This is a genomic window from Gallibacterium genomosp. 2 (assembly GCF_000771895.1).
Taxonomy (GTDB): domain Bacteria; phylum Pseudomonadota; class Gammaproteobacteria; order Enterobacterales; family Pasteurellaceae; genus Gallibacterium.
The window spans coordinates 1-21,270 of the sequence record NZ_JPXY01000001.1 but is presented as its reverse complement, the minus strand read 5'-3'; the positions used below and the strand labels follow the sequence as shown (position 1 = coordinate 21,270).

At 35.7% G+C, this 21,270-nt stretch carries 20 protein-coding genes and 1 riboswitch; of the genes, 11 read left to right on the top strand and 9 right to left on the bottom strand.

Going from position 1 to position 21,270, the window contains the following annotated elements; genetic code table 11:
- Nucleotides 1-433 precede the first annotated feature (433 nt).
- Nucleotides 434-1,891, bottom strand: a complete 1,458-nt coding sequence (gene thiI, locus P375_RS00095) for a tRNA uracil 4-sulfurtransferase ThiI (RefSeq protein WP_039132890.1) — start codon at nucleotides 1,889-1,891, stop codon at nucleotides 434-436.
- Between the two features lie 133 nt (nucleotides 1,892-2,024).
- Between thiI and xseB the strand changes: the two genes are divergently transcribed.
- From xseB to P375_RS00075, 4 genes are all read left to right on the top strand, one after another.
- Nucleotides 2,025-2,303 carry an exodeoxyribonuclease VII small subunit gene (xseB, locus tag P375_RS00090; RefSeq protein WP_039132888.1) on the top strand — a complete coding sequence of 93 codons (279 nt, stop codon included), beginning with the start codon at nucleotides 2,025-2,027 and terminating at the stop codon, nucleotides 2,301-2,303.
- Between the two features lie 27 nt (nucleotides 2,304-2,330).
- Nucleotides 2,331-3,218 carry a (2E,6E)-farnesyl diphosphate synthase gene (ispA, locus tag P375_RS00085; protein WP_039132886.1) on the top strand — a complete coding sequence of 296 codons (888 nt, stop codon included), beginning with the start codon at nucleotides 2,331-2,333 and terminating at the stop codon, nucleotides 3,216-3,218.
- A 20-nt stretch (nucleotides 3,219-3,238) separates the two neighbouring features.
- A complete protein-coding gene (dxs, locus tag P375_RS00080; RefSeq protein WP_039132885.1) occupies nucleotides 3,239-5,101 on the top strand; it encodes a 1-deoxy-D-xylulose-5-phosphate synthase in 1,863 nt (620 codons plus the stop codon).
- 75 nt (nucleotides 5,102-5,176) lie between these two features.
- On the top strand, nucleotides 5,177-5,416 hold the full coding sequence (locus P375_RS00075) for a transcriptional regulator (RefSeq protein WP_209434791.1): 240 nt from the start codon (nucleotides 5,177-5,179) through the stop codon (nucleotides 5,414-5,416).
- Nucleotides 5,417-5,620: 204 nt separating this feature from the next.
- On the opposite strand, the gene pyk is transcribed toward P375_RS00075, so the two are convergent.
- Nucleotides 5,621-7,060 carry a pyruvate kinase gene (gene pyk / locus P375_RS00070; protein ID WP_039132882.1) on the bottom strand — a complete coding sequence of 480 codons (1,440 nt, stop codon included), beginning with the start codon at nucleotides 7,058-7,060 and terminating at the stop codon, nucleotides 5,621-5,623.
- A 183-nt stretch (nucleotides 7,061-7,243) separates the two neighbouring features.
- Between pyk and sixA the strand changes: the two genes are divergently transcribed.
- Nucleotides 7,244-7,702, top strand: coding sequence for a phosphohistidine phosphatase SixA (gene sixA, locus P375_RS00065; protein ID WP_039132880.1), 459 nt, complete (start codon nucleotides 7,244-7,246; stop codon nucleotides 7,700-7,702).
- A gap of 33 nt (nucleotides 7,703-7,735) precedes the next feature.
- Here the strand turns inward: sixA and glnD are convergent, their stop codons facing one another.
- Nucleotides 7,736-10,366 carry a bifunctional uridylyltransferase/uridylyl-removing protein GlnD gene (gene glnD / locus P375_RS00060; RefSeq protein WP_039132878.1) on the bottom strand — a complete coding sequence of 877 codons (2,631 nt, stop codon included), beginning with the start codon at nucleotides 10,364-10,366 and terminating at the stop codon, nucleotides 7,736-7,738.
- A gap of 102 nt (nucleotides 10,367-10,468) precedes the next feature.
- On the bottom strand, nucleotides 10,469-11,266 hold the full coding sequence (map, locus tag P375_RS00055; protein ID WP_039132876.1) for a type I methionyl aminopeptidase: 798 nt from the start codon (nucleotides 11,264-11,266) through the stop codon (nucleotides 10,469-10,471).
- Nucleotides 11,267-11,464: 198 nt separating this feature from the next.
- On the opposite strand from map, the gene erpA reads away from it, so the two are divergent.
- The 4 genes from erpA (at nucleotide 11,465) to P375_RS00035 (ending at nucleotide 15,269) form a co-directional block, all read left to right on the top strand.
- Entirely contained in the window at nucleotides 11,465-11,809 is a 345-nt protein-coding gene (gene erpA / locus P375_RS00050; protein WP_013744856.1) for an iron-sulfur cluster insertion protein ErpA, read from the top strand.
- A gap of 52 nt (nucleotides 11,810-11,861) precedes the next feature.
- Nucleotides 11,862-12,236: a YacL family protein gene (locus tag P375_RS00045; protein ID WP_039132874.1), complete on the top strand. Its 375-nt coding sequence runs from the start codon at nucleotides 11,862-11,864 to the stop codon at nucleotides 12,234-12,236.
- Nucleotides 12,237-12,423: 187 nt separating this feature from the next.
- Nucleotides 12,424-13,716, top strand: a complete 1,293-nt coding sequence (locus P375_RS00040; protein WP_039132871.1) for an HAAAP family serine/threonine permease — start codon at nucleotides 12,424-12,426, stop codon at nucleotides 13,714-13,716.
- A 188-nt stretch (nucleotides 13,717-13,904) separates the two neighbouring features.
- Nucleotides 13,905-15,269 carry an L-serine ammonia-lyase gene (locus tag P375_RS00035; protein WP_039132868.1) on the top strand — a complete coding sequence of 455 codons (1,365 nt, stop codon included), beginning with the start codon at nucleotides 13,905-13,907 and terminating at the stop codon, nucleotides 15,267-15,269.
- A gap of 208 nt (nucleotides 15,270-15,477) precedes the next feature.
- On the opposite strand, the gene P375_RS12340 is transcribed toward P375_RS00035, so the two are convergent.
- Both P375_RS12340 and P375_RS12595 read right to left on the bottom strand, forming a co-directional pair.
- Nucleotides 15,478-15,630 (bottom strand): hypothetical protein, encoded by a 153-nt coding sequence (locus P375_RS12340; RefSeq protein ID WP_156962322.1) that lies wholly within the window; start codon nucleotides 15,628-15,630, stop codon nucleotides 15,478-15,480.
- Between the two features lie 15 nt (nucleotides 15,631-15,645).
- A complete protein-coding gene (locus P375_RS12595; RefSeq protein ID WP_209434790.1) occupies nucleotides 15,646-15,831 on the bottom strand; it encodes a hypothetical protein in 186 nt (61 codons plus the stop codon).
- A 150-nt stretch (nucleotides 15,832-15,981) separates the two neighbouring features.
- Here P375_RS12595 and P375_RS00025 point away from each other — a divergent pair, with 150 nt between their 5' ends.
- A complete protein-coding gene (locus P375_RS00025) occupies nucleotides 15,982-16,257 on the top strand; it encodes a helix-turn-helix domain-containing protein (RefSeq protein ID WP_039132862.1) in 276 nt (91 codons plus the stop codon).
- Between the two features lie 48 nt (nucleotides 16,258-16,305).
- On the opposite strand, the gene ilvN is transcribed toward P375_RS00025, so the two are convergent.
- From ilvN to P375_RS00010, 3 genes are all read right to left on the bottom strand, one after another.
- On the bottom strand, nucleotides 16,306-16,803 hold the full coding sequence (ilvN, locus tag P375_RS00020) for an acetolactate synthase small subunit (protein ID WP_021461667.1): 498 nt from the start codon (nucleotides 16,801-16,803) through the stop codon (nucleotides 16,306-16,308).
- Nucleotides 16,803-18,521: an acetolactate synthase 3 large subunit gene (locus P375_RS00015; RefSeq protein ID WP_039132855.1), complete on the bottom strand. Its 1,719-nt coding sequence runs from the start codon at nucleotides 18,519-18,521 to the stop codon at nucleotides 16,803-16,805. Before P375_RS00015 ends, ilvN begins: the two co-directional genes overlap by 1 nt.
- A gap of 216 nt (nucleotides 18,522-18,737) precedes the next feature.
- On the bottom strand, nucleotides 18,738-20,273 hold the full coding sequence (locus tag P375_RS00010; protein ID WP_039132853.1) for a Na+/H+ antiporter NhaC family protein: 1,536 nt from the start codon (nucleotides 20,271-20,273) through the stop codon (nucleotides 18,738-18,740).
- An 86-nt stretch (nucleotides 20,274-20,359) separates the two neighbouring features.
- Nucleotides 20,360-20,539, bottom strand: a riboswitch (Lysine riboswitch).
- 168 nt (nucleotides 20,540-20,707) lie between these two features.
- Between P375_RS00010 and P375_RS00005 the strand changes: the two genes are divergently transcribed.
- Nucleotides 20,708-21,121, top strand: a complete 414-nt coding sequence (locus P375_RS00005; protein WP_039132848.1) for an H-NS family nucleoid-associated regulatory protein — start codon at nucleotides 20,708-20,710, stop codon at nucleotides 21,119-21,121.
- The last annotated feature ends 149 nt before the right edge of the window (nucleotides 21,122-21,270 follow it).

The window sequence follows — 21,270 nt, the reverse complement described above, 5'->3', positions numbered from 1 at the left end:
AAATTTGATTTGCAAGCGCCTTTTAAGAAAATTAAAAAATTGATAGAGCGTGATAACGATTGTATGTTTTAAATTTTTGAGAAATGTCATCACTATAAATAGAAAATAAGAGAGGAAATCGGAAACGCTGTAACAAAACGGACTGTGACAAACAATATTTATTATTTAACATAATATACATTATATTTATAAAGAAACAAGGTTTAAAAATAACGTATTTTATGTTAAATTATTGAAATTTCTTTAATTTAATAAGTATAATTACCATAATTTTATATCTCAATATTTTGTAAAAATAGAAAACAACGGCTCGTTGTTTGAAGATTTGGCTATATTTGACCGTAAAAAATTTGCACCCTAAGTTAGATGATAAGTCCGACTTAGGGTGCAAATCATTTTTTTATTTCTGACAAAAAATCATTTTTTATTGTGGCTAGCTTTTAGCTTTTCTAAATACGCTAATATTTTTAAATCCCTGCTCTTTTAAATATAACGCTTGAAGACGACTCATTACACCTCGTTCACAATATAGAAAATATTGCTTATTTTGATCTAATGATGGAAATTGAGTTGACAATTTATAAAATGGAATATGAAGAATGGTTTGGTTATTCAGCTGTAATGGATACTCCTCGTGTTCTTCCGGACTTCTAATATCAATAATGACGTCATTACCCTGTAACACAGATACCATTTCAACCTCAGGAACTTCCCTTTCTGTTTGTTCGGCGATCTGTCTAATATCCAAATATTGTGCGTTCCACACAGCATCCTCCAACAAAGAGAAGTCAAAATTAGCTTCTTCGAGTTCAATTTTTTCTTTAATTGCTTTTACAGTAGGATTTTTAGAAATTACGCCACAAAATTCCGGCATAGATTTTGCAATATCATCCGTACCTATTTGTTTTGCCATTTCAATGATTTGTTCTTTATCGCTAGAAATTAAAGGACGCAGAACCAAACAATCTGCCGCTTCATCAATTAATCGCAAATTAGTCAAAGTCTGACTAGAAACCTGACCTAATGCTTCTCCGGTCACAATTGCCTGAATTTGAAAACGGTTTGCAACTTTACTTGCTGCTCTAACCATCATCCTTTTCAGTACTACGCCCATCTGACCGTTATCAATTTTTTCTAAGATTTCAGCCACAACTTTTTCAAAATTAATCGCAACAAAACGGACTTTATGCGAACTACCGTAACGATTCCAAATATGATATGCCATCTGTTTTACACCGATTTCGTGAGCCGCACCACCTAAATTAAAAAAACAGTAATGTACACGACAACCACGTCGTAATAACATATAACTAGAAACACCGGAATCAAAACCGCCTGAAATCAATGATAAGACATCTTCTTGTGTTCCTATCGGATAACCTCCAATTCCTTCTATACGCCCTTTGATCAACATAACGTGATCATTATCAATTTCAATTCTCACCGTTACGTCCGGATGTATAAGCTGTACTTTTGCAGATGCAATATGTTGATTCAGACCTCCCCCGATATAACGCTCTGCATCTAAAGAGGTAAATTCGTGTTTTCCTTTGCGTTTTACACGAACACAAAAAGTTTTGTTTTCCAATTTATTCCCGATATCTTCATACACAATCTGAAAAATATCTTGCAATGTAGAGAATGGCTTCTCTTCAACTTGTAAAAAATGATGAATTCCCGGAATTCGTTGTAGCAACTCTGCCAATAGAGGATATTTAGAATTATCCTTTGTTCTAACTTCTATATAATCCCAATGCTTAATTACAGCAACCTGATCATCATATTTATTCAGAACATTACGGATATTTCCTGTTAAAATTTTTATAAAGCGCTTACGTACGGAATCACTTTTAATCATGATTTCCGGAAAAAGTTTAATAATAAATTTCATATTGTTTCATTGGATTATAAAAATAAGCGCATATTCTACACGAAAAATCGAATAAGCGTAAAAAATACACCTCATTTATAAGGAAATTAGGTACAATAACAACCGTTTGAATAGATTAGGTACTATCATCGTTATGGCAAAAAAAGCACAATCATTAAATTTTGAAAATACTATGATAGAGTTGGAAAATGTTGTCCATTGTTTGGAACAGGGTGATTTACCCTTAGAAGAAGCTCTATCCCAATTTGAACAAGGTATTAAGTTAGCGAAACAGGCTCAAGAAAAGTTGTCAAATGCTGAACAACGAATACAAATTTTATTGGAAAAAAACAGCTCTGCTCCATTAACCAATTTCTCAGCATCATTATCTTCTGAAGAGATTAAAAAAGATGATGATGAGGAAAACTTTTGAAAAAAATCTTATTAGGATGGATCTTTTATGTATCAATTTTCTGAGGATTTAATTGCCTTACAACAACGCAATAATCAATTCCTACAAGAACATTTAGCACGACTGGAAAGTTCTCCAGCACCTTTAGCAGATGCAATGCGTTATAGTTTATTGCTAGGTGGCAAACGAATCCGTCCTTTTCTTGTTTATGCCACCGGAAGAATGCTAGGTGTTGATTTAACAAAGTTAGATCATATTGCTGGTGCAATCGAATGTATTCACTGCTACTCTCTTATTCACGATGACCTACCCGCAATGGACAATGACTCGTTACGTCGTAACAAACCAACTTGTCATATTGCATTTGATGAGGCAACAGCAATTCTTTCAGGTGATGCATTACAAAGTTATGCTTTTGAGCTGTTAGCAGAATCTCCTATACCAGACCGACAAAAAATTTTACAATTTCGGTTATTAGCCAATGCATCAGGAGCAGAGGGGATGTGTTTAGGACAAAGTTTAGATTTAATCTCAGAAAATAAACAGATTGATCTAATAGAGTTAGAGCGAATTCATAAAAATAAAACGGGTGCATTAATTACTGCTGCCGTTTTACTAGGATTTTATGCCTCTCCCTATTATCAAAATGAACAAATTAAACAAAAACTTATTTCATTTTCTACTGCGATTGGTTTAGCATTCCAAGTACAGGATGATATCTTAGATATTACTTCCAGTAATGAAGAGCTTGGAAAAAATGCTGGTTCAGATTTGAAGGCACATAAAAGCACTTATCCCCTATTGCTTGGTTTAGATCAAGCGAAAGAAAAAGCCTATTCACTTTATGACTCTGCGAAATCAATTTTATCTGAATTAGAGTTTGATACCTCAGCGCTAATGGCATTGGCAGAGTTCATTGTAAAACGGCGAAACTAATTTTTATGGATTAATATAATATGTCAAGTTATCCACTTTTATCACAAATCAACTCCCCAGATGATTTACGACTATTACCCAAAGAGCGGTTGCCTGAACTCTGTGAGCAACTTCGCCTTTATCTTTTAGACAGTGTCAGCCAAAGTAGTGGGCATCTCGCATCTGGTTTAGGCACTGTAGAACTTACAGTGGCATTACATTATGTTTTCAATACACCATTTGATCAATTAATTTGGGATGTTGGTCATCAAGCATACCCACATAAAATCTTGACTGGACGCAGAGACCAAATGAAAACTATCCGCCAAAAAGATGGGTTGCACCCTTTTCCTTGGCGTAGTGAAAGCCCTTTTGATGTATTAAGTGTTGGTCATTCTTCCACTTCAATCAGTGCCGGTTTAGGGATTGCCATTTCCGCACAACGAGAAAATGCAGAAAGAAAAACGATTTGTGTGATTGGTGATGGAGCAATTACTGCTGGAATGGCTTTTGAAGCGATGAATCACGCCGGAGCTTTGCATACCGATATGTTGGTGATTTTAAATGATAACGATATGTCTATTTCTGAAAATGTTGGCGCATTAAATAACCATCTTGCTCGCCTACTCTCTGGCTCTTTTTATTCTTCATTACGCGAAGGTGGCAAAAAAATCCTTTCTAGCTTACCGCCAATTAAAGAATTTGTGAAAAAAACAGAAGAACACGTAAAAGGATTTGTTTCCCCGGGGGGTACATTATTTGAAGAGCTTGGTTTTAATTATATTGGCCCAATTGATGGACATAATGTTGATGAATTGATTTCAACGTTGAAAAATATGAGAACCTTAAAAGGGCCACAATTTTTACACGTTATTACCAAAAAAGGAAAAGGATATGCTCCGGCAGAAAAAGATCCTATTGGTTTTCACGGCGTCCCTAAATTTGATCCACTTAGCGGCGAGCTACCTAAAAATAAGTCTACTCATCCAACCTACTCTTCCATTTTTGGTCAGTGGTTATGTGAAATGGCAGAGAATGATCCGAAATTAATTGGCATTACACCGGCAATGCGTGAAGGATCAGGTATGGTGCAATTTTCGCAACGTTTTCCGGATCAATATTTTGACGTGGCTATTGCCGAACAACACGCTGTTACCTTTGCCGCCGGTTTAGCTATCGGTGGATATAAACCAGTAGTAGCAATTTATTCCACTTTCTTGCAACGAGCTTATGACCAAGTCATCCACGATGTAGCTATTCAAAATTTACCTGTTTTATTTGCTATCGACCGTGCCGGAATTGTCGGTGCAGATGGGCAAACCCATCAAGGTGCATTTGATTTAAGCTATTTACGTTGCATTCCAAATTTAATTGTAATGACGCCAAGCGATGAAAATGAATGTCGCCAAATGCTCTACACCGGATACCATTGTGGACAACCTGCCGCTGTGCGCTATCCGCGTGGCAATGGAACTGGTGCAGAATTACAACCGCTACACGCTTTAGAAATAGGTAAAGCTAATCAAGTCAGAAGTGGTGAAAAAGTAGCCATTTTGAATTTCGGCACATTATTGCCGGAGGCATTACAAGTTGCTGAAAAATATCATTATGCCGTGATTGATATGCGTTTTGTTAAACCTATCGATAAAGAATGTTTAGCTAAAATCAAAGATCAATATACATTAATTGTGACTTTGGAAGAAAATGCGATACAAGGGGGTGCTGGTTCTGCTGTTCTGGAGGTCTTGGCTGAATTAGGAGGATATATGCCGCAGGTATTGCAATTAGGTTTACCCGATTATTTTATTCCTCAAGGTACACAACAAGAAATTTATCACTTATTAAAATTAGATGCAGAAGGTATTGAGGAAAAAATTCAAGAAGTATTACTAAGGGGAAAATAATGGCTTCAACTGAAAGTTATTTATATTTTGTTCTTGATCAACTAAAGGATTTAAAAACAATAACTTATAAAAAAAATGATGAGGGAATATCTTCTGTATTATCAAGGTAAAGTCATTGGTGGAATTTATGATAACCGATTATTATTGAAATCCACCCCTAGTGCTACTTTATTAACAATGCATATTAAACAAGACTATCCTTATCAAGGGGCAAAACCAATGTTGTTAATAGACGATAAAGATATAGAAAATCATCCTTTTTTAACTGAACTTATTCAAATTATTAGTAAAGATTTGGAAAAATTACCCAACTAAATGGCAATTTAGATAATAGAATTACTATTTATTGAATGGTTTGTATAACTTGTAACTTGATTATTAGTTCGTTTAGTATGAAATATCGTTATCAGCTACTTGTTTGTTTGAAAGTTCTAATTACAAAAAATCCGTATCCCTTTATGTTAGAATGATTCCAGCTTATGGGATACAGATTAATTGTTTGAAGTTTTTATTAAAAAATTAGTCTACAACCAGAGTACGGCAAGTGTTGGTGCCGCCAGAAACGAATTCATCCCCTTGTGTTAATAATACTAGATCACCAGACACTAAATAACCTTTTTCTTTTAATAATTTTATTGCTATTCGTGCACCTTCAACAGTACGGCTCATCTCTTCAAAATAAACCGGCACTACACCACGATATAATGCACAAAGATTTAATGCACTTTGATTACGGGAAAGTGCAAAAATAGGTAAGCCGGAACTAATACGTGACATTAAACGTGCAGTACGTCCTGTACTAGTCATTGCAATAATGGCAGCGGTTCCTTTCATATGATTCGCTGCGTACATTGCAGACATAGCAACTGCTTCTTCAATTGAACCAAATTCAACGTCCATACGATGACGAGAAACATTAATACTTGGCATTTTTTCTGCGCCTAGGCATACCTTAGCCATTGCTGCAACGGTTTCTGATGGGTATTGCCCAGCTGCTGTTTCTGCAGACAGCATTACTGCATCGGTTCCATCCAATACTGCATTAGCAACGTCCATTACTTCTGCACGAGTCGGCATAGGATTACTGATCATTGATTCCATCATTTGAGTCGCAGTAATAACCACTTTATTTAATTGACGAGAACGGCGAATTAATTTTTTCTGTACGCCTACTAATTCAGGATCACCAATTTCAACCCCTAAGTCACCACGAGCAACCATAATAACATCTGAAGCTTTGATAATATCATCAATTGATTCTGCTGTTGCAACTGTTTCTGCACGCTCTACCTTTGCCACAATTTTTGCATTTAATCCCGCTTCCATTGCTAATTTACGTGCATATTCAATATCTGCACCGGTACGAGGGAATGAAACTGCTAAATAATCTACACCGATTTTTGCAGCAGTTAAAATATCTGCTTTATCTTTCTCAGTTAATGCATCTGCGGATAATCCGCCACCTAATTTATTGATACCTTTATTATTAGAAAGTGGGCCGCCGACGGTCACTTCTGTGAATACTTTTTCGCCTTCGGTTGATAAGACTTTCAATTGAACACGACCATCATCCAATAATAAAATATCGCCCGGAACAACATCTTTTGGTAAATTTTTATAATCTAAACCTACAGATTCTTGAGTACCTTCACCTTTCGGCAATTCGGCATCAAGCACAAATTTATCACCAATATTCAAAAAGATTTTGCCATCTTTAAAAGTAGAAACTCGAATTTTAGGCCCTTGCAAATCACCAAGGATGGCAACTTGTTTACCCAATTTTTTCGCAACTTCACGCACTTTTGCGGCACGGTTAATATGATCTTCTGCAGTACCATGAGAAAAGTTCATTCGCACAACATTTGCTCCGGCAGCAATAATTTTTTCTAAATTATTGCCTTTATCAGTCGCCGGACCTAAGGTTGTAACAATTTTCGTTCTTCTTAGTCTTCTAGACATGAATTGCTCCATAAGATAACAACATTACTTAAAAAATATAAAAAACTAATTTATTGAGGAATGGTGCTTTTTTTTGTCAAACACCTATAATAAAACGGTCGTGCATTATACGCTGATTTTCTGTGTAATGCGAGATCAGGCTAAGTAAATTTTTCTTAATCACTTGATATAGGTAGGAAATTTATGCATATATTTATTATGCGTCACGGAGAAGCTAGTTTTTATGCCACCAGCGATAAAGAACGCCCCTTAACTCCCCGGGGTGAAGAACAGGCGAAACAACAGGGGAAATGGTTACTGCAACAAGGGTGGATGCCAGATTTTATGTTGGTTAGTCCATATCTCCGCGCACAACAAACACATAAACAAATTTGTAGCGCATTAAAAATTATAGAACATAGTGAATGTTGGGATAATTTAACACCTTACGGTAATGCTTATGTAGTTGCAGATTATTTAGATATGTTAGCTAAAGATGGCATAAAAAATGTATTGATTATTTCTCATTTACCATTAGTTGATGAAATTGTACAAGCTTTAGGTATTACTCAACCAATTGCTTTTCATACTGCTACTCTAGTTGAGATTGCCTACAATAATGGGAAAGGCGTTTTGTTACAAATTAAACAACCAGATATTTAGTCAAAATGATGGGTTTATTACCCATCATTAATATTAATTAAGTCCAGCTTCTAATTTTAGCTGTAATAGTCTTCTCTCCTCTACAGACAAAGCAACGCCTTTTTCATTGGTGAGAATAAAGAAATCTTCTACCCTTTCTCCATTTGTAGTGATTTTGGCATTGGATAGTATTAATTGCTGTTGTGTAAAAATATCACTGATAATCGCAAGCAATCCTGCACTATCCTTAGTAATTAATTCCAGTTCAGTCTGCTCAATTTTGTCAATATTTAAGAAACGTATTTCAAGTGGTACACTAAAATGCTGCAATTTACTGCTTCGACGTGCAGCCACAGTCGGCACACGCTTTTCGCCTTTTAATACCGCTTTTAAAACCTGAGCAATTTCATCTCTTCTTGGTTTACGTAATGCACTACCATCGTTTTCTGTAACAATAAAACTATCGAATACTTCTCCACTCTTGGCGGTGATAATCTGGGCATCGTGAATACTTAAATTTTTCGCATCTAATGTTCTTACGACTTTATTAAAAAGTTGAGGCTGATCAGTACAATAAATAAAAATCTCCGTTGCACCACGAGAAAATCGGCTACTGACTAAAACAACAACTTCATTACTTAAATCCTTGATTTGGCAAAGATGCTCTGCGTGCCACGCTAGCTGTTTTGAAGTATTGCGTAAAAAATATTCTTGCGGACAGCGTTGCCATAGCTGATTTACATCATTCACTTTGATTTGATTTTTTTCCAACATTGGTTGCATAATATCGAGTGCTTTAATTCGGTTCTGTAAAATTTGAATGCTGTAATCAAGCGGTACTGAAATGCCTTGATCCAGCTGTTGTCTAGTGTAGTGATAAAGCGTTGTTAATAATGTTTTCTTCCAACTATTCCACAGAGTTTCATTAGTTGCACAAATATCCGCTACCGTTAAACAAAGTAGATAATCCAATCGTGTTTTATTATTAACAATTTTAGCAAAATGACTAATTTCCGCTGGATCGTGAATATCTCTTCTTTGTGCAACAATTGACATTTGTAGATGTGATAATACCAACCACGCCATAAACTCTGCATCTTGCTCACTAAAATTATGCTTAATCGCAAAATCATACATATCAATAGCTCCCAATTCTGCATGATCTCCGGAACGCCCCTTAGCGATATCGTGAAATAAGGCAGCCAGATAAAGTTGTGGACGTTTTGTTAAGGTTAAAAATATTTTGTGGCATAAAGGATATGACTCAACACTCGTTTCGTTAGCAAAATTTTCCAATTTAAGTAATAAACGAACGGTGTGTTCATCAACAGTATAAGAATGAAACAGATCAAATTGCATTAAACCTACAATATGCTTCCATTCCCGTAAATAAGCTTTCAATACGCCATAACGGTGCATCAGTGCGAATGCTCTGGTAATACAATGTGGCTGTTGTAGAATCTGAATAAAATAGGTTCTTGCCTGCGGTAACTCACTTAAATAGCCTTTGTAGTTCAATAATGCAAGACGCAATTGCCGTAATGTACTGGAATGGATATAACTTTGTGGATAATGACAGAGCTGTAAAAAAAGCTCTATCATTGTTTCAGGCTTGGATTGAAACATATCGTGACATTGTAACTGAATGCTATTATTGACTAAATAAAAGGCAGGGCTGATGGCAATTTTTTCTACCGATTTTGTACAGCTTGGGCATAAAAACTGCTCTTGATAATCCTGCATTAACACTTCACTTAACTGCATAATTTGTTGTGAATTGCGAAAATAAGCTTTCATCATTGTTTCTACTGCCTGATTACCAACACCTTGATAGCCCAGCATTTCACTAATTTTTAACTGTCGTTCAAATAATAAACGATTATCATAACGTTTAATTACTAAGTGCAAAGCATAACGAAGTTTAAATAGAAATGTTTGACAATCAAATAATACTTGATGCTCTTCTGGATAAATAAAACCTAAATGAAGTAAATCATCTAGGTTTTTCGCTTTGAAGTGCCGCCACGCTACCCAATAAAGTAAATGCAAATCACGTAGTCCGCCTGGGCTATATTTAAGATCAGGTTCCAAATTATATGCTGTATTATGATAACGTTGATAACGTTCATTTTTTTCCGCTACTTTTGCCGTAAAAAAATCACGCATTGACCAAAAATCATCTTGATAAATATGTTGTGTCAACTTTTCAAATAACGGTTTATTTCCGGTTAGAAAACGAGATTCCAGTAAATTGGTTGCGATACTAATATCATTCCGCCCCTCTTCCAGACATTGCGGCAAGGTGCAAATACTATGCCCGACTTCAAAATGACAATCCCATAAAAATTGCACGAAATTGGCGATCTGCTGTTCTTGCTCTTCATCTAAGTTTTGGGAGGATAAAATCAAGAAATCTAAATCCGACAGCGGAAAAATTTCACCACGCCCATAACCACCTACTGCGATTAATGCTAAATGCGGATAACTGTCCAATCGGAAATGGTACCATAGCATCAATAACAGTTGATCACAAAGATCACTACGCTGTTTAATCAGATAGTAAATATCAATATTCTGACTAAAATTTTCCGTTTCAGCTGCTTTTAAATCAGTAAAGAATCGACGAACATTGGCGGGAGTAAAGGGTATTTTGGTTAAATCTTGAGTAAATAATAGCTTTTGCATAAGATTCCTGTATAAAAATCATTTGTTATATTTATAACAATATTATCTTTTCAACAAAAAAACGACTATTTTTAAAAAGTAGTCGCTTTTTTTATAATTTTTTTAATTATTTATCATTATCCTTTGAATATCATTTAATTCCTCATCACGAATGGTCATCACTTCACAACCATTTTCCGTAACGACAATTTGATGTTCATACTGTGCGGAATGGCTGCGATCTTTGGTTTTGACAGTCCAGCCATCACCCATTAAACGAATCTCTTTTCTACCAGCATTGACCATCGGTTCAATCGTAAACACCATTCCAGGTTGTAAAATCACTCCACCGTCATCTGCATAATAATGTAAAACTTGTGGATCACAGTGAAACTCAGTGCCAATACCGTGACCGCAATATTCGCGAACTACAGAAAACCCCTGTTTTTCTACATATTGTTGAATAACACGACCAATTTCGTTTAAACGAATACCCGGTTTAACAGTACGCAATGCTAAATAGAGTGATTGTTGAGTAACTTCGCATAACTTTTTACTACGAATCGGTGGTTCGCCAACCATATACATTTTAGAATTATCACCGAAATAACCATCTTTAATCACAGTTACATCAATATTGAGAATATCACCATCTTTTAATTTCTTTTCATCATTCGGAATACCGTGACATACTACCTCATTAATTGAAATACATACTGATTTTGGAAAACCGTGATAATTTAAACAGGCTGGAATCACTTTTTGCTCATTTACCATATAATCGTGACAAATGTGATCCAATTCTCCAGTAGTAACCCCTGCTTTAACATAGGGTTCGATCATTACTAATACGTCTGAAGCGAGCTTACAGGCTATACGCAATTTTTCGATTTCTTCTGCTGTCCTTAATGGAATTGTCATTTTTTTCTCCAATTTGAAACTCTTAATTTTTCGATGGCTATAATACCATTATTTCAACGTTATCAATAACCTTTCAATGAAATTGTTGAACGATTTACTAGGTTATTAGATAATAGCCATACTATTAAGATAATTTACACTTCATCATAACTATTTAGTTTGTAACTATATGATGAAAAAACAATGAGGAGTTCAAGAATGAGTGATGATGTTTCCATTCCGCTAACTTTTACCGATGCGGCAGCACGTAAAGTAAAATTTTTAATTGAAGGCGAAGATAATCCAAATCTCAAATTACGTGTTTATATTACCGGTGGCGGTTGCAGCGGTTTCCAATATGGATTTACTTTTGATGAAAATGTGAATGAAGGCGATCTTACTATTGAAAATTCAGGCGTGACTTTGGTGGTTGACCCAATGAGCTTACAATACTTAATTGGAGGAACAGTAGATTATACCGAAGGATTGGAAGGTTCACGTTTTGTTGTTGACAATCCGAATGCGACAACAACCTGTGGTTGCGGTTCATCTTTCAGCATCTAATTTAAAAAGGCTATCAGAGCATAGTCTTCTTTTCTTATTAAGGGGGCATAAAATGGAATTTCAATTCTATTGCATTGATCGCAATACAATTAATGTCAGCTGTTCAATGGAACACGAAGCGGTTGCACGTTGGGCAAACAGTGAAATTCGTGGTGATTTGAAAAAAATTGCTGAATTAATGGCAGTAATAAAAGCGTGTCATTCCACTCCTTACGGCATCGACAAAATTATTCCGGGCAAAGAATTTTCCGTCCATATTAATCACGATGAAGTGATGGTTAAAGCCAATATTCTCTTTTCAGAAGAAAATTCCGATGAAATTTTAGAAGATGATCTTCAATTTTATGATGAAGAAAATATGGCGATTTGTGGATTGGAAGATTTTGAACACTTTTTATCTGAATATCAACAATTTGCCAAAGAGTAATTTTTAATCATTATCTGATTGATTTATCAACACAATGTTTCAAAAATGTAATTCATCGAAACGTTTTTTTCGAAGTGGATCACATTCTTGAACATTTTTTTTATTAAGTTTTGAATTCAAAAAACACCTTATCTATTATAGCGCCGAAAAAATTATTATTAATCAATTAATAAATTAAGGTGTGTGTATGTTAAATGAGCAAACTTTAAATTCCTCAATAGAACAATCTTGTCCAAAATCCCATATTTGGAATAAATTTGATCTGGCGTGGGTTTTAAATTTATTCGGTACTGCTGTAGGCGCAGGCGTCTTATTTTTACCTATTAATGCCGGTGCAGGTGGCTTTTGGCCATTAGTTATTATGACAATAATAGTTGGACCAATGACTTATTTTGCTCATCGAGGACTAGCTCGATTTGTGCTATCTTCTAGTAAGCCGGGCAGTGATATAACTGAAGTAGTGGAGGAACATTTTGGTAAAACGGCTGGCAAATTAATCACCCTCCTCTATTTCTTTGCAATTTTCCCTATTCTTCTAATTTATGGTAATGGCATTACCAATACGGTTGATTCATTTATAGTAAATCAATTAGGAATGGCTTCACCATCAAGAGTTTTTCTTTCATTGATTTTGATCGGCAGCCTAATCGGTATTTTCTTGTTAGGTGAAAAAGTAGTATTGAAAGTCACCGAATGGTTGGTTTATCCTCTTGTATTTATTCTTTTTGCTTTATCAATCTATCTTATTCCGGAATGGAACACCAGTATGTTGCAAGAAATACCTAGTGGTAAGCAATTTTTATTAACATTATGGATTACCATTCCGGTGTTGGTTTTTTCATTTAATCACTCACCTGCTATTTCTTCCTTTGTGCTTTCACAGCAACGTCAATATAAATCTTTCACAACTACTGAACAACACGCCAGCAAAACATTAAAAGGCACAGCGACCATTTTATTAGTGTTTGTGATGTTCTTCGTTTTTAGTTGCGTTTTAACCTTAACGCCGGAAGATTTGTTATTAGCCAAAGAACAAAATATTGCTATTCTCTCTTTCCTTGCCAATAAATTTGATAATCCTTATATCTCCTATCTTGGTCCTTTGGTTGCCTTTTTAGCGATTACCAGTTCATTTTTTGGTCATTATATGGGCGCAAGAGAGGGTTTACAGGGGTTATATCTCAAATTAAAAGGCGAAAACCAACATTCCGCGAATATTAATCATCGCCGTTTAAACCTTGTTTCAGCACTCTTTTTCTTATTATCACTTTGGGGTGTAGCGATTATCAACCCAAGCATTTTAGGTTTAATCGAATCTCTAGGCGGCCCTATTATCGCAATGATCTTGTTCATTATGCCGATGTATGCGATTAAACGTATTCCGGCAATGAAACGTTACAGCGGTAAGTTGAGCAATGTTTTTGTGGTGGTGATGGGGTTAATCGCTATTTCAAATATTGTCTATAATCTCGTGGCATAAGGCTTTCTAAATAGTTGAAGCCTCACCGCTCAAGACAATAGAATGTTTTTAATTTGAGATAGGTAACCTCTTCTGAATCAAAGTGACACTTTATCTTTGTAGATTGAAACATTAAAATTTACATCCTTTGCCTTAGGTTAATGACCTAAGGCTATATTTATCAGAATAATAAAAAATTAGAGCGTATTATGATTAGTGTGTTTGATATGTATAAAATCGGCATAGGACCTTCAAGTTCTCATACTGTTGGCCCAATGAAAGCCGGTAAAGAATTTATTGATCATTTAGTAAAACAACAGCAATTAGAGCAAGTTACCCGGTTGCATATTGATGTCTATGGTTCGCTTTCTATGACCGGTCGCGGACATAATACCGACATAGCCATTATTCTCGGCTTAGCAGGATACTTGCCTGATAATGTGGATATTGATCACATTCCTCTCTTTATTGATCAGATTAAAAAACAGAAACGGTTTCCACTGGCATTAGCTCAGCACGAAATTACTTTTGATTTTTATCAAGATATGCAATTTCATTCTACTTTTTTGCCATTGCATGAAAATGGTATGACAATCAGTGCCTATCATCAAGATGAATGCCTTTACAGCAATACATATTACTCTATTGGCGGTGGCTTCATTGTTGATAAAGCACATTTTCACCAAGAACAATCTTCTGAGCAACAAGTCCCCTTCCCTTATCAAAGTGCTGCCGATTTAATTCATCACTGCCAAGAAAACGGACTAGCTATTTCCGGCATTATGTTACGTAATGAATTAGCGTTACATAGAAAAACGGAATTGGAGGCACATCTTGCCAAAGTTTGGCAAACAATGCAGGAATGTATCCAACACGGATTGCATACAGATGGTTTATTGCCCGGTCCATTGAAGGTGCCTCGCCGTGCTGCTGGATTACGTCGCTTATTGGAAGCTAATAATTCATTATCAAATGACCCAATGAAAGTAATTGACTGGATTAATATGTATGCTTTAGCAGTAAATGAGGAAAATGCTGCCGGCGGTCGTGTTGTTACAGCACCAACGAATGGTGCTTGCGGTATTGTACCGGCAGTACTTGCCTATTATCAAAAATTTATTGCACCAATTAGTGATGAAGTGCGTGATTGTTATTTATTAACAACCAGTGCTATCGGTTCACTTTATAAAATGAATGCCTCGATTTCCGGTGCTGAAGTAGGATGTCAAGGTGAGGTTGGTGTTGCCTGTTCAATGGCGGCAGCCGGCTTAACAGAGATTTTAGGTGGGACACCGGAACAAGTCTGTATGGCGGCGGAAATTGCAATGGAACATAACCTCGGACTAACCTGTGATCCGGTCGGTGGTCAGGTACAAGTACCTTGTATTGAGCGTAATGCAATTGCCTCCGTAAAAGCAATAAATGCTAGCAGAATGGCGTTACGTCGTAACACACAGCCACGAGTAACATTAGATAAAGTAATAGAAACAATGTATGAAACGGGCAAAGATATGAATGCCAAATATCGAGAAACTTCTCAAGGTGGTTTAGCAGTTAAAGTGATTTGTGATTAATTGCTAAAACTGAAAAAAGGGAAACATCACCGTTTCCCTTTTTTTATCAGCTGATTTATCAATAAAAAACAGCAGATAAGGTGATTAATTAAATTATGAGAAAAAATTGAGAAGTTCGGATAACGAAACTGATTGACGATAATAGCAATAATAGAATTAGACATTTATTGAAAGGATCGAATTTATTTATTCAATCCTTTATGCCGTATCAGCAGCGATTTGCCGCTTTTTCTAACGCATTACAAGAGCGTTTTTTATTTCCTGTTGTTCCGGAATAAACAGCATCAGAAATCACTGTATTGCCGACCATACCACAGCCACTTAATACTAAAATAGAAAAAAAAGAATAACATTTGCGCATTATTCTTCCTCCTTACTATTGCAATCCTGCGCCGCCTAATCCGATCAATGCCAATAACATCGGCGAAGTGATTAAGCCAATGAAAACTAAAACCCACGCTAGGATATTTAGACATATCCCTTTCGTATTTCTACTTTTTATCGCAAAAATAGTGCCGATTATCGCAATAATGGCAGCTAAAGGAACAAACACCATTCCCAAAAAGAGAATGCCTAAAACGGCAAAAATACAGACAATAATTGCCGCAGTTACCCAGTCTTTGTTTTTTGCGATAGTGCATCAGTCATATTTCCTCCTAATTTTTGATTTTGCACCTAAAACAGGTTCATTAGCGAACCTAAAATAGGTGCAATGAAAAAATTAAGATCATCTATTTATTCTCAGGAACAGGTGTTTTTACGTGAACTTTTTATTAAAAAACGTAAAACATTAGGTTTATCGCAACGGGTTTTATCCGACAGGCTCGGTGTTATTTATTCGCTGATAGGAAAGATTGAAACCGGCGACAGATGTTTGGATATTGTTGAATTTATTCAATATTGTATTGCTCTGGAATTAGAACCAACTGAAGTGTTGGCACAACTGCAACAGCAAATTCTATCGGCGAAGGAAGAAAAAGAGAAATAAAAAATGTCGAGTTTTAATTATACTCGACATTTTTCTTCTTGAGGTATTTTACAATAGTAGACAATTTTTCTCGCCACGCGAAAGCGTAATTAAACCGGAACGTACAATTTCAATGACGGAAGTTTCCTCTTTTAAGGCTTTAATAAAAGCGTTCAATTTTTCACTATCACCATTTAACTGAACGGTATAAGTTTTTGGCGTAACGTCGACAATCTGTCCACGATAAATATCTGCCATCCGTTTTACCTCTTCTCTCACCTGTCCTTGAGCTTTAACTTTAATCAGCAATACTTCTCTCTCCACGTGCTCGACATCACTTAGATTAATTACGCGATAGACATCGATTAATTTATGTAATTGCTTTTCAATCTGTTCCAATACCTGTTCATCACCATAAGCTTCAATTGTCATACGGGAAAGTGTCGGATCATCTGTCGGCGCAACGGTTAAACTTTCGATATTAAAAGCACGTTGTGAGAACAATCCAACGACACGAGATAACGCACCTGACTCATTTTCTAATAATACTGATAAAATTCTACGCATTATGATCTCTCCGTTTTGCTTAAATACATTTCATTCATTGCACCACCACGCATTTGCATTGGATAAACGTGTTCAGTTTCGTCAACACGAATATCGACAAATACCACTTTATCCTTAATTGCCAATGCTTCCGCTAATTTAGTTTCCAATTCGTCAGGATGTTCAATTCGCATTCCGATATGTCCATAAGCCTCAGCCAATTTTACAAAATCAGGTAATGAATCCATATAAGATTGTGAATGACGTCCAGCATAAATAATATCCTGCCATTGTTTTACCATTCCCAAGAAACGGTTATTTAAACTAACAATCACTATTGGTATTCCGTACTGTTTTGCCGTTGAAAGTTCTTGAATATTCATTTGAATACTGCCATCACCGGTTACACAGACAACGCTTGCTTCAGGATGTGCCAATTTCACCCCTAATGCTGCCGGCAAACCAAACCCCATTGTTCCCAATCCTCCTGAATTGATCCAACGACGCGGTTTAGCAAAAGGATAATGCAATGCTGCAAACATTTGATGTTGCCCTACATCTGAAGCAATATAAGCTTCTCCTTTAGTTAATTTATAAAGTGTTTCAATAACCTGCTGCGGTTTAATTACTTCACTATTTTTTTCATAATTTAAGCAATGTTTTTCTCGCCATTGTTCAATTTGTTGCCACCAATCAGATAACCATTGTTGTGCTTTCGCAATATCCTCTTCTGTCAACAAAGTTAAAAATTCATCTAATACCGTTTTCGCATCACCTACAATTGGAATATTAGCAATAACATTTTTTGAAATTGAAGTTGGATCAATATCAATATGAATCACTTGAGCATAAGGACAATATTTTGCCAAATTATTGGTAGTTCGGTCATCAAAACGTACTCCGATACCAATAATTAGATCACTCTGATGCATTGCATTATTTGCTTCATATGTCCCGTGCATACCAAGCATTCCAAGGAATTGTTTATCATCACCTGGGAAACCACCTAATCCCATTAAAGATGCAGTCACAGGAAGGTTTAAATTATGTGCAAATTGGGTTACTTCTTCAGCACAATTTGAAGTGATCACGCCACCACCAATAAACAAAACAGGACGCTTGGCAATTTGAATAGCTTTAAGTGCTTTCTTAATTTGTCCTTTATGTCCTTGTAAAGTTGGATTATAGGAACGCAAGTGTACCTCTTCCGGATAACTGTAATTATATTTGACTGCCGGATTAAGCACATCTTTTGGTAAATCAATAACAACTGGGCCAGGCCTACCAGTTGAAGCAATATAAAATGCTTTTTTCATAATATAAGGAATATCTTCTGCTTTCTTCACTAAAAAGCTATGTTTCACGACTGGTCTAGAAATACCGACCATATCACACTCTTGGAATGCATCGCTACCGATTAAATTCCCCATTACCTGACCGGATAGCACTACCAATGGAACAGAATCCATATAGGCTGTGGCAATTCCCGTAATAGTATTCGTTGCTCCAGGACCAGAAGTGATTAAAACACAACCAACTTTGCCTGTTGAACGTGCATAACCATCTGCCATATGGACAGCCCCCTGCTCGTGACGTACTAAAATATGTTCAATACCGCCAAGTTGATGAATAGCATCATAAATATCTAGCACCGAACCACCGGGATAACCAAATAAATATTCCACACCCTGATCTCGTAATGATTGAACGACCATTTCCGCACCAGATAATTTTTTCATATCCTTCTCCATTTTCTTGTTTTATTGATGTTGTGATTTAGTTTTACTGCATATTTTTAACTTTGTCTATAGCAACACATATCGACAAATGAGAATAATTTTAGAAGTTAATGCTAAACAAGCAGCATTTTAAAGAAAAAAATAAAATGATTTTAGAAAAAATCAAAAAAAATACGGCATAAAGCCGTATTTTATAAAATATAATTTTTATTTAATTTATTTTGAAATTTTCCGTTGAGATCTAAAAATGAAAAGTAAAATCGTCAACGCAACAGCAGTTATTACAAAACCTAAAATGGCTGAATCTGTAAAGCCTACCCCGATATAACCAGCAAATGAAGCAACTGCAACTACTGCTGCGTAAGGCAATTGTGTTGTAACATGGTCAATATGGTTACAAGCTGCGCCAGTAGAAGACAAGATTGTAGTGTCGGATACTGGTGAGCAGTGGTCACCACACACAGCGCCCGCCATTACAGCTGATAAACAAGGCAACATTAATGCAGGATCGGCATTTGCTGCCATTGCTGCTGCAATTGGTAGCATAATTCCGAATGTCCCCCAACTTGTCCCAGTAGAGAAAGCCATAATAATGGCAAGAAGGAATAATAATGCAGGCAATAATTGTGTCATCATATTGCCACTGACAAGGCTAGCCAAATATTTTCCAGTATTAACATCACCAACGATAGTATTAATTGTCCAAGCAAAAAAGAGAATAGTAATTGCACCGGACATTGATTTAAAACCAAGAAGAATAGCTTTAATATAGTCAGTAAAACTGATGGTATTGAATACAAATAACGAAGCAACGACAAAAGAAATTAAACTACCAACAACCAGCGAAATACCAACAGTCGTGTTTTCAAATGCCCCTAAAACTGAAAAAGAGTGCCCATTTTCCGCTAATGCTTGATATCCAGTATACATCATCATTGACACTGTACCGGCAATTAAAACTAAAATTGGTACGATTAAAGCACTAACTCGCCCTTTAACAACTTCTTCATCTTGTTGTTCACTGTTATGCTCTGCCTGTAATGCTTGATTTTCGTGGCGAGCCATTGAGCCAATATCAAAAGAGAAATAAGCAACGAAAAAGACAGTGATAATGGCAAATATTGCATAATAGTTCATCGCACTCATTGCCACAAATGCCCCCATCGGCGAATACTCTGTAATTGAATGTGTTGCTAATAATCCAGCAACAAGCGTCATAATATAAGCACCCCAACTTGAAATAGGCATCAATACACACATTGGTGCGGCGGTTGAATCCAAAATATAGGCCAATTTTGCACGAGAAACTTTAAATTTATCAGTTACCGGACGAGCAATTGCTCCCACAGCTAAACTATGGAAATAATCATCAATAAAAGTAAAAAATACCAAGCACGCAGTTAATAATTTTGCACCACGTCTATTTTTAATATGTCTTTGAGCCCAAGCAGCAAATGCCTGATTGCTTCCAGATACAGTTAGTAATGAAGTCAATGCACCCAACACTAATAAAAAAATAATAATATTCACATTATTATGATTAATACCGTCTTCACCATAGACTAATGATAAAACACTATTTTTAATATAAATTGCCGCATCAAGCGGATTGGCATTCGTCAACATTAATGCACCAACAACAATCCCTGTTGTTAATGATAAAAGCACACGCCTTGTTAGCATGGCTAATGTTAAAGCTAATAATGGCGGTACAATCGACCACACAGAAGAAGAAAAATCAGTAAGTTCCATAACGCTAACCTAATAAAAAGCAAAAGCGTCTAGCGAGTGTTCAAAAGGATTCACAAATAAGGAAGGATAAAAAAAGATTAACCACCTTAACTCGTAGCGCTCCATAGTTAAACAAAAATAATACTATGACAGTATCGTCCCTTTCGGCAACGATCCCAACCAATTAAGATGACGCTTAATTGATTTCGGCGGTTATTCCTTTCCCTTCTTCTCAAAGCTGTCAGCTCAAAGAAGCTACTTATAATAATCGCACCTCTACTTCAGGTGGCTAAAAGATACAACAAGTGACAAAAAAAGCAAGTTCTTTTAAATTATATTTATTATTTAATTATTCTTTTATTAATTTTTATATTTACCTTTTCTATTATTTTCTATAAAATCACTTTGTTCTTTTTTATTCCAATACTATTAACATATCCATAGGAGAATTATTAATGGAAGAGTTATTAAAAACATTAAATAATATTCGCTCATTGCGCCTTGTAGCTCGTGAATTATCTTTTGAACAATTAATGACAATTTTCAGTAAATTTGAACAAGTTGTTGAAGAAAGAAAAGCAGAAGAAGAATCTAAAAAACAGAGTATTGCTGCTCATCAAGAAAAAATTGAAAAATATAAAGAATTATTAAAATCAGAAGGTATTTCTCCGGAAGAATTGTTAGAAGTGATGAGCTTACAAAAATTCAATCCATCTCAACATAAAAAACGGGCTCCTCGTCCTGCAAAATATCAATATACAGATTTGGATGGTTCTAGAAAAACTTGGACTGGTCAAGGTAGAACTCCAAAAGCAATGCAAATTCAGATTGACAAAGGTGCAACTTTAGAAAGCTTTGAAATTAAGTAATATTTATTATCCATTTTTAAGGTCTATTTTTTGAATAATAGACCTTTCTTTTTGGGTTGAAATATGTAGATTATTCAAAATTATCTATCATAATAAGCTCTTCTACCCTGTCACTTTTAATATAAAAGTTAAGGCATAGTAGACAAAAG

Bases quoted from the DNA above. Each gene is read 5' to 3' on its own strand.
- thiI (WP_039132890.1), bottom strand. From the start codon at position 1,891: ATGAAATTTATTATTAAACTTTTTCCGGAAATCATGATTAAAAGTGAT.
- xseB (WP_039132888.1), top strand. From the start codon at position 2,025: ATGGCAAAAAAAGCACAATCATTAAATTTTGAAAATACTATGATAGAG.
- ispA (WP_039132886.1), top strand. From the start codon at position 2,331: ATGTATCAATTTTCTGAGGATTTAATTGCCTTACAACAACGCAATAAT.
- dxs (WP_039132885.1), top strand. From the start codon at position 3,239: ATGTCAAGTTATCCACTTTTATCACAAATCAACTCCCCAGATGATTTA.
- P375_RS00075 (WP_209434791.1), top strand. From the start codon at position 5,177: ATGATGAGGGAATATCTTCTGTATTATCAAGGTAAAGTCATTGGTGGA.
- pyk (WP_039132882.1), bottom strand. From the start codon at position 7,060: ATGTCTAGAAGACTAAGAAGAACGAAAATTGTTACAACCTTAGGTCCG.
- sixA (WP_039132880.1), top strand. From the start codon at position 7,244: ATGCATATATTTATTATGCGTCACGGAGAAGCTAGTTTTTATGCCACC.
- glnD (WP_039132878.1), bottom strand. From the start codon at position 10,366: ATGCAAAAGCTATTATTTACTCAAGATTTAACCAAAATACCCTTTACT.
- map (WP_039132876.1), bottom strand. From the start codon at position 11,266: ATGACAATTCCATTAAGGACAGCAGAAGAAATCGAAAAATTGCGTATA.
- erpA (WP_013744856.1), top strand. From the start codon at position 11,465: ATGAGTGATGATGTTTCCATTCCGCTAACTTTTACCGATGCGGCAGCA.
- P375_RS00045 (WP_039132874.1), top strand. From the start codon at position 11,862: ATGGAATTTCAATTCTATTGCATTGATCGCAATACAATTAATGTCAGC.
- P375_RS00040 (WP_039132871.1), top strand. From the start codon at position 12,424: ATGTTAAATGAGCAAACTTTAAATTCCTCAATAGAACAATCTTGTCCA.
- P375_RS00035 (WP_039132868.1), top strand. From the start codon at position 13,905: ATGATTAGTGTGTTTGATATGTATAAAATCGGCATAGGACCTTCAAGT.
- P375_RS12340 (WP_156962322.1), bottom strand. From the start codon at position 15,630: ATGCGCAAATGTTATTCTTTTTTTTCTATTTTAGTATTAAGTGGCTGT.
- P375_RS00025 (WP_039132862.1), top strand. From the start codon at position 15,982: ATGAAAAAATTAAGATCATCTATTTATTCTCAGGAACAGGTGTTTTTA.
- ilvN (WP_021461667.1), bottom strand. From the start codon at position 16,803: ATGCGTAGAATTTTATCAGTATTATTAGAAAATGAGTCAGGTGCGTTA.
- P375_RS00015 (WP_039132855.1), bottom strand. From the start codon at position 18,521: ATGAAAAAATTATCTGGTGCGGAAATGGTCGTTCAATCATTACGAGAT.
- P375_RS00010 (WP_039132853.1), bottom strand. From the start codon at position 20,273: ATGGAACTTACTGATTTTTCTTCTTCTGTGTGGTCGATTGTACCGCCA.
- P375_RS00005 (WP_039132848.1), top strand. From the start codon at position 20,708: ATGGAAGAGTTATTAAAAACATTAAATAATATTCGCTCATTGCGCCTT.